The sequence below is a fragment of the Streptomyces sp. SID14478 genome (assembly GCF_010548525.1).
Taxonomy (GTDB): Bacteria; Actinomycetota; Actinomycetes; order Streptomycetales; family Streptomycetaceae; genus Streptomyces.
The window spans coordinates 1-8,578 of the sequence record NZ_JAAGMG010000670.1 but is presented as its reverse complement, the minus strand read 5'-3'; the positions used below and the strand labels follow the sequence as shown (position 1 = coordinate 8,578).

At 71.8% G+C, this 8,578-nt stretch carries 5 protein-coding genes and 1 pseudogene; 4 read left to right on the top strand and 2 right to left on the bottom strand.

All coding sequences use genetic code 11. From position 1 onward, the window contains the following. Together G3I40_RS22190 and G3I40_RS22185 are read right to left on the bottom strand one after the other, a co-directional pair. A partial coding sequence (locus G3I40_RS22190; RefSeq protein ID WP_164303888.1) for an NADH-ubiquinone oxidoreductase-F iron-sulfur binding region domain-containing protein occupies positions 1–1,321 on the bottom strand: 1,321 nt, incomplete at its 3' end. Next, the gene (locus G3I40_RS22185; protein WP_343244996.1) at positions 1,318–2,499 is read right to left on the bottom strand and encodes a hypothetical protein; all 1,182 of its coding nucleotides are present in this window, start codon (positions 2,497–2,499) and stop codon (positions 1,318–1,320) included. The genes G3I40_RS22185 and G3I40_RS22190, both read right to left, overlap by 4 nt. 512 nt (positions 2,500–3,011) lie before the next feature. Here G3I40_RS22185 and leuS point away from each other — a divergent pair. From leuS to G3I40_RS48160, 4 genes and pseudogenes are all read left to right on the top strand, one after another. Then, a complete protein-coding gene (gene leuS, locus G3I40_RS22180) occupies positions 3,012–5,897 on the top strand; it encodes a leucine--tRNA ligase (protein WP_164303886.1) in 2,886 nt (961 codons plus the stop codon). A 122-nt stretch (positions 5,898–6,019) separates the two neighbouring features. Next, positions 6,020–6,703 (top strand): hypothetical protein, encoded by a 684-nt coding sequence (locus G3I40_RS22175; protein WP_164303885.1) that lies wholly within the window; start codon positions 6,020–6,022, stop codon positions 6,701–6,703. Between the two features lie 73 nt (positions 6,704–6,776). Next, positions 6,777–7,625, top strand: coding sequence for a DegV family protein (locus G3I40_RS22170; RefSeq protein WP_164303884.1), 849 nt, complete (start codon positions 6,777–6,779; stop codon positions 7,623–7,625). A 633-nt stretch (positions 7,626–8,258) separates the two neighbouring features. Beyond that, positions 8,259–8,578: pseudogene (locus G3I40_RS48160) on the top strand (ComEA family DNA-binding protein); the annotation flags it as partial.

The window sequence follows — 8,578 nt, the reverse complement described above, 5'->3', positions numbered from 1 at the left end:
CGAGCCGCTTGCCGCTGGGCGCCGAGCCCGCCGGCGCCTGCGTGTGCAGGGGCAGCACCCCGCGCACCGGGCGGCCGCACCCGGCGCCCAGGACGTGCGCCGCAAGGTCGTCCGTGAACGCGGAGATCGACGACTCGATGAACGCGGCCGACCCGTCGGGGTGCTTGCACGCCCCGCGGCGCTTCACCGCGCGCGTGACCTGACGCAGTGCCTCCAGGGCCGTGGGCCCACCGCCGTTCAACACGTCCTCCAGGCCGCGCGCCGCCGCGGGCAGACCCAGATAGCAGGGCCCGCACTGGCCGGCGCTCTCCGAGGCCAGCCACTGGGCGACCTTCAGGGATTCGCCGAGAGGGCAGGTGTCCGGGCCGATCGGCAGGATCGCGCCCGCGCCCAGAGCGCCGCCGCACGCCTCCAGGGAGGCGCGGGAGACGATCGCGTCCTGCGCGCCGACCCCGTCCAGCCACCTGCCGTGGTAGCCGCCCGTGAGGACGCCCTGCGGGAGCGGGGGAGCGCCCGCGAGCTGAAGGACGTAGCGCAGCGGGACGCCCGAGGGCACCTCCAGGACCATGGGACGGGTGACGGCGCCGGAGAGCGTCAGCAGGACGGTGCCCGGCTCGTCGTGCAGTCCCGTGCGGCAGTAGCGCGCGGGGCCGGTACGGGCGGCGACGGCGAGCTGGGCGAACGTCTCCGCGTTCGACAGGAGCGTGGGCGCGCCGCCCACCCCGGTGTCGGAGGAACGCACCTTGCGGCCCGGCGGCATCGGCGGACCGCCGTCCGCCGAGCGGATCAGCGCGGAGGACTCCCCGGTGACCATGCGCACGGGATTGCGCTGCACGCGCGCGCGCAAGGGCGCGTTACGGCGGTTCGTCAGGCCGCGCTCGACGAGCGCGGCCTGCATCGAGGCCTCCGTGGAGTCGCGCGTCACCCCCACGACCAGGGTGCGCGCGCCGAGCGCCTCGGCGACCAGGAGGGCGCCGTCCAGGATCAGGTGCGGGGCCCGGTTGATCAGGACCGTGTCCTTGCGGCAGGCGGGCTCGTCCTCGCTGCCGTTGACGACGACCACGGGGCGTACACCGCGCCGGATCGCCGACTCGGCGACCGCGCGCAGCTTCTTGGCGAACGGGAAGCCCGCCCCGCCCCGGCCGCGCAGGGACACCGCCTTGGCCAGCTGCGCCAGCGACTCGCCCGCCATGGGTTTCAGCGGACCGTGGACCTTGAGGTGCATGTCCAGGTCGAGCCGTTCCACGAGATCGAACCCCGAGGTCAGCTGGGGAAGACCGACGACCCGGACCTCGGGGACGTCGGGCAGCGCCGTGTTCACTGCGTGCCTCCGTAGGGCGTCGTCCAGGGTTCACCCGCGGGAGGGGCTTGAAAGGGGCCGGGGAGTGGTTCGGTGGGCGCGGCACGGTCCTCGTATGTGCTGCCGTTCCCGTAGACGGCCTCGTACGCGGGGATGCCCCCGTAAGGCGTGTCGTACGTGGGGTCGTACGCGGACGGCGGGGCCTCCGCCGGGGGCGGGGGCGACGGCGCGGGCCAGCGCTGGGCGGTCGCGTGCTCCGTGGGATCTACGTATGAGGGCTCTATGTATGCGGGTTCGCTGTATGCGGGCTCTACGGAGGTGGGCTCTACGTAGGCGGGCTCTATGTATGGGTGCTCTAGGTACGTGGGCTCTATGTATGCGGGCTCTACGTATGCGGGCTGTACGGAATCTGTGCGCGGGAGCGAAGAAGCGGGCGGCTCCGTGCGCGCGGCAGCGGAGACGGCTCGGTAGGCGGCCGCGAATCCGACGCCGGCCGGTGCCGGGGCGGGTGCAGGGGCCCGGCGGGGCGGGGCCTCCGTGGCCGGCAGTGGCTGTGCTGCCACGTCACGGGTTGCCGCGCGGTCCGCGTCGGGGGCGGCGCCTCGCGGTCCCGGGTCCAAGAAGGCGAGGATCCGGGCCGCGACCTTGACCTTGACCCGCCGTGGTGCCGCCCGCAGGCCCACCGCACCGGCGACCGCGAGCAGGCACAGGCAGTACAGGACCACTACGTAGGCCTTCGGCTGCCGCCCCGCATACAGGCCGTGGATCAGGCCCATGCACCACGCGGGATAGGCGAGCATGTGGGTCGCGCGCCAGCGCGCGGCGAGTCTGGCCGGCGAGGCCATGGAGCTGCGCAGCGCACCGGTGACGCCCGTGGCCACCATGAGGAAGCCGGCGAGCACGCCGATGCCGATCAGGCCGCTGCTGCCCGCGACACCCCTCCCGAACGGGATCAGCGCCCCGATGAGCGTCACGTGGGCCAGCGCCACCTTCACGCTGACGTGCAGCAGCAGGAAGCCCAGTGAGGCGACCGCGGTGGCCCGGTGGACGCCCTGGGCGAGCAGGCGCTGTCTGGACGTCAGGAAGAGCCGGTCCGAGGCGACCAGGCCCCACACGACGGACGCCGTGAGGGAGACCAGGCAGAGCACGCCCGTGGTGAAGTCGAGCGCGGCCCGGAACGCATCGCTCGCTGTGACCACGAGCACGGGTATGAACAGGAGGACCGCCGCGCTCAACACCCCCGTGGTCGCGCGGCGGCTGTTACCGAAAGAGCGTGAACTCCGGTAAAGGCGAGGGGAGTTCAGCTTGTGAGGGGTTCGAGGGTGCATGGGGGCGACTCCGAATGGTTCGGCACAGTGGACCCACAGCCCGCACTCTAGGTCGATGGATACCGGCCAGTTCGAGGTTTGAGTTATCTCGCCGTTATCTAGAGGAAGCCGGTATGGGTGTTGCCCCGATAGCGGGCGGTACGCGGGGTAACCCTTGGCCCTCGGTGGGGCGGGTGGAAGCCCGTCGCGGCGCGCGCGGGCGCTGCGGTACCCTGACCGCATGCGTGCCGTACGCCTTCTGCTTAGCGAGCCGCGCTGATCAGTCCCGACCCGCCTTCGCGCGTGAGGTCGGAATCGGCGCGGCGTCCCCTCCTGTGCGAGGGGCTTTTTCATTTCCTAAGCACTGGCCGCTGGCAGAGACGATCGATGGAGCTTTGAGGATCATGAGCGAGACGAACACCGCCGCCGCTTCCGAGGCGGCGGTCGCGCCGCACCGCTACACGGCGGCCATGGCCGCCGACATCGAGGCACGCTGGCAGGACTTCTGGGACGCGGACGGCACATACGAGGCGCCCAACCCGTCCGGCGACCTGGCCGGCGACCCGGAGGTCGCCGCCCGGCCCAAGAAGTTCGTCATGGACATGTTCCCGTACCCCTCGGGTGCGGGCCTGCACGTCGGTCACCCGCTGGGCTACATCGCCACGGACGTCTTCGCGCGCTTCCAACGCATGACCGGGCACAACGTGCTGCACACCCTGGGCTTCGACGCGTTCGGCCTGCCGGCCGAGCAGTACGCCGTGCAGACGGGCACCCACCCGCGCACGTCGACCGAGGCCAACATGGAGAACATGAAGGTCCAGCTGCGCCGCCTGGGCCTGGGGCACGACAAGCGCCGGTCGTTCGCCACGATCGACCCGGAGTACTACAAGTGGACGCAGTGGATCTTCCTGCAGATCTTCAACTCCTGGTACGACGACGACCTGAAGAAGGCCCGTCCGATCGCCGAGCTGGTCGAGCAGTTCGAGACCGGTGAGCGCGCCGTCGGGGAAGGCCGCACCTGGACCGCGCTGAGCACCGCCGAGCAGGCCGACGTCCTGAGCGAGTACCGCCTGGCGTACGCCTCCGACGCGCCCGTGAACTGGGCGCCGGGCCTGGGCACCGTCCTGGCCAACGAGGAGGTCACCGCCGACGGCCGTTCCGAGCGCGGCAACTTCCCCGTCTTCAAGGCGAAGCTGCGCCAGTGGAACATGCGCATCACCGCCTACGCGGACCGCCTGCTGGACGACCTGGACGGCCTGGACTGGCCCGAGGCGATCAAGCTGCAGCAGCGCAACTGGATCGGCCGCTCCGAAGGCGCCCGCATCGACTTCAAGGTCGGCGCCGACGACGCCATCACCGTCTTCTCGACGCGCCAGGACACCCTGTTCGGCGCCACCTACATGGTGCTGGCGCCCGAGCACGACCTGGTGGAGAAGATCGTGCCCGCCGCTTGGCCCGAGGGCACGCACGAGGTGTGGACGGGCGGTCACGCGACGCCCGCAGAGGCCGTCGCCGCGTACCGCAAGCAGGCCGCCTCCAAGTCGGACGTCGAGCGCCAGGCCGAGGCCAAGGACAAGACCGGCGTCTTCACCGGCGCGTACGCGACCAACCCGGTCAGCGGCGAGCAGGTCCCCGTCTTCATCGCCGACTACGTACTGATGGGCTACGGCACCGGCGCGATCATGGCCGTCCCGGCGCACGACGCCCGTGACTTCGCCTTCGCGCGCGCCTTCGAGCTGCCGATGCGCTGCGTGGTCCAGCCCTCGGACGACCGGGGCACCGACCCGGCCACGTGGGACGACGCGTTCGTCACGTACGAGGCGAAGCTGGTGAACTCCGCCAGCGAGGAGATCTCGCTGGACGGCCTGGGCGTCGCCGACGCCAAGGCGCGGATGACCGAGTGGCTGGCGCGCAAGGGCATCGGCCACGGCACGGTCAACTTCCGGCTGCGCGACTGGCTGTTCAGCCGTCAGCGCTACTGGGGCGAGCCCTTCCCGATCGTCTACGACGAGGACGGCATCGCCCACCCGCTGCCCGAGTCGATGCTGCCCCTGGAGCTGCCGGAGGTCGAGGACTACAGCCCGCGCACGTTCGACGCGGACGACGCGGACACGCAGCCCGAGACGCCGCTGTCGCGCAACGAGGACTGGGTCAACGTGACCCTGGACCTGGGCGACGGCCCCAAGAAGTACCGCCGCGAGACCAACACCATGCCCAACTGGGCGGGTTCCTGCTGGTACGAGCTGCGCTACCTGGACCCGCACAACAGCGAGAAGCTGGTCGACCCGGAGATCGAGCAGTACTGGATGGGCCCCCGCGAGGGCATGCCCACCGGAGGCGTCGACCTGTATGTGGGCGGCGCCGAGCACGCCGTGCTGCACCTGCTGTACGCGCGCTTCTGGTCGAAGGTGCTGTTCGACCTGGGCCACATCTCGTCGGCCGAGCCGTTCCACAAGCTGTACAACCAGGGCATGATCCAGGCGTTCGTCTACAGGGACGCGCGCGGGATCGCCGTACCGGCCGCCGAGGTGGAGGAGCGCGACGGCGCTTACTACTACGAGGGCGAAAAGGTCACCCGCCTGCTGGGCAAGATGGGCAAGTCCCTGAAGAACGCCGTGACGCCGGACGAGATCTGTGCCGAGTACGGCGCGGACACCCTGCGCCTGTACGAGATGGCGATGGGCCCGCTGGACGTGTCGCGGCCGTGGGACACGCGCGCGGTGGTCGGCCAGTTCCGGCTGCTGCAGCGTCTGTGGCGCAACATCGTCGACGAGGCGACCGGCGAGGTCACCGTCGTCGACGTGCCCGAGGCGGACATCGACGTGACGACGCTGCGTGCCCTGCACAAGGCGATCGACGGCGTCCGCGGGGACCTGGAGGGCATGCGGTTCAACACCGCCATCGCCAAGGTCACCGAGCTGAACAACCACCTGACCAAGGTGGGCGGCCCGCTGCCGCGCTCCGTCGCCGAGCGGCTGGTACTGCTGGTCGCGTCGCTGGCTCCGCACGTCGCCGAGGAACTGTGGCGCAAGCTGGGCCGCACCGAGTCGGTCGTCCACCAGGACTTCCCCGTCGCGGACCCCCAGTACGTCGTCGACGAGGCCGTGACCTGCGTCGTGCAGATCAAGGGCAAGGTCAAGGCGCGCCTGGAGGTCTCCCCGTCGATCTCGGACGAGGAGCTGGAGAAGGTCGCCCTGGCCGACGAGAAGGTCGTCGCGGCGCTGGACGGCGCCGGCATCCGCAAGGTGATCGTGCGGGCGCCGAAGCTGGTGAACATCGTGCCTGCGTAAGGCACTCAGGGTTGTTCCCTACGGGCAGGTTGGGGGTTCTGCTGGAACCCTCGGCCTGCCCGCTCCGTTTACGGTGGAGAAGGCCGGAACATCGGGGCGGACGGACGAATCGGAGGAGCGCCGTGGAAGCTGTGCTGGTGATCGTGGCGCTGATCTTCATCGCGGCCCTGGTGCTGGGCGCGTACGCGACGGTGAAGGCGGTCGGCGCCGCCAAGCGAGGCGTGGACCGCACGGTCGCGCAGGCGCGGCGCACAGTGGAGGACACGACGCTGCGCGCCAGGAGCTTCGCCCCGCAGGGGACGGCGAGCGAGCTGGCACAGCTGCGCCTGAAGTTGCGCACCTCCATGCGCGCCACCCAGGACGCGCTGCACGCGCGCGTGGGCGAGGACACCACGCTTCAGGAGTCCCTCGGACTCTTCTCGCGACTGAGTGTGCACGGGCACGAGCTGGACGGTGAGCTCAAGCGTCTGGAGACCGAGCCCGACAAGGCGCACGTGCGGAACCTGTTGCCGGATCTGCGGGCGCGTACGGAGCAGATCACGACGTCCGCCGACGCGCTGCGGCACGCGGCCCGGGACCGGGCCAGCCACTTCGCGGGCGACGACCTGGATGCGCTGAGCGCGCAGATCGACCTGGAGGCCGGGGCCCTGCGGCACTGGACGGCGCCCGACGCCCGGCCGGCAGCCCCGGAGGCATCCGACACCGCGGGCAAGGTCCAGCAGCCCGCGCGGCCCGCGATCACGCCGCCGGGTGTACGACCGGTGTACCCGTGGCAGAAGAAACCCCGTCCCGAGAGCACGACTTGATCCCTCGCCGGCGGACGTCGGCCGACGGGGGCCGGGCTGCCGCCGACGGGCCCCGGCGGGTAATGTCCGGTGCATGTCCCGCCATGTCGCGATCGTCACCGATTCAACGGCCTACCTGCCGCACCGGACGATGGAGCGCCACGGCATCACGGCGGTGCCGCTGACCGTGGTCCTGGGCGACCGGGCGCTCGAGGAGGGCACGGAGATCTCCGCCCGCTCGGTCGCCGAGGCGCTGCGCAAGCGCCGGTCCGTCACGACGTCGAGGCCCAGCCCCGAACTGTTCGCCGAGACCTACCGCAAGGTCGCCGAGTCCGGCGCCACCGGCATCGTCTCGCTGCATCTGTCCGCCGAGTTCTCCGGGACGTACGACGCCGCGGTCCTGGCCGCGCGCGAGGCTCCGGTCCCGGTGCGCGTCGTGGACACCGGGATGGTGGCCATGGCCCTCGGGTTCTGCGCGCTCGCCGCGGCCGAGGCGGCCGACGCCGGCGGCACGGTCGACGAGGCGGTGACGGCGGCGGAGAAGCGGGCCGCGGGCACCTCCGCGTATTTCTATGTCGACACCCTGGACTATCTGCGCCGGGGCGGGCGGATCGGTGCCGCCCAGGCGCTCTTCGGCTCCGCGCTCGCGGTCAAGCCGCTGCTGCAGCTCGACGGTGGCCGCATCGAATTCATGGAGAAGGTCCGTACGGCGTCGAAGGCCATCGCACGGCTGCAGGAGATCGTCGCCGAGCAGGCCGGGGGCGGGCAGGTCGACATCGCCGTGCACCACCTGGCGGCGCCGGAACGGGCCGAGGCGCTGGCCGACTGGCTGCGCGAACACGTGCCGGGCCTGGGCGAGCTGCACGTCAGCGAGGTGGGCGCGGTGATCGGGGCGCACACCGGGCCGGGGTTGCTGGGTGCCGTGGTGTCTCCGCGAGCGTAGGGCCCGGGTGGGGCGGGGCGGGCGGCCCCGCCCGGCTTGTGCGGCCCGTCTCGCCCCGCCCCGGATCGGGGGCGGGAGATCCTTGGCTGTCGGGGCTGTCGGGGCTGTCGGGGCTGTCGGGGCTGTCCGGCCCGGGAGGCCGGGGTCGCCGGGAGGGGCGTTGGTGTCGATCGTCGCTGGATCGGGTGACGGCGTTTTCCACAACTGCCGGGTTCTCCCCGGGAATTGACCAAGATCCACTGGGGTGTCGCGGAGTGCCTACCGTCTCGTGACATGGCACTTCGATCACTGTCCCGGACAGCACACCCATCCAGCGGCCCGGGGCGCGGCCCCGATTCCGACGGCCGCGCCCGGCAGCGACATCTCGTCCGGCGTCGCGCGCGGCGCCGGCACATCGCGGCGGAGCGGACAAGGCTGCGCGCGGAGGCGTTGTTCGCGCCGCCGCAGCGGCAAGGCGTGCCCAAGCGGGCGCCGAGCGAGGGGAGTTCGGATCGGGAGACGGTGCAGTACGTCCGCCCCGAGCAGCCCCCTGAGCCGTCCTCGTCCTCCTCCCTGGCGCCGGGGACGAGGACGACGCCCGAACCAGAGCCTGAGCTCGACCGGGAGTTGCCGCCCCCGTGGCGGGAGCGGCTTGTGCTCGCCGTACGCGACCGGTTGCCGGTGTGGGTACAGACGCGCTGCGGGATCGAGCGCCGGGGAGCAGTGGCACTGGTCGTCGTTCTCGCCGTGGTGGCGGTCTTCGCCGTGCAGCACTTCTGGTCGGGGCGTACGCAATCGGTGCGGGCGCCGGAGACGGTGCGTGCGGCGCCGGAAGCGGTAGGGCCGGCGGATGGCCCTGCCCCGGCGGGCGTCCCTGCCTCCCCGGCCGCGCCCGGCCCCGGGGCGTCGGGGGGCGCCGGGATCGTCGTGGACGTCAGCGGCAAGGTGCGCAGCCCCGGGATCCATCGGCTGCC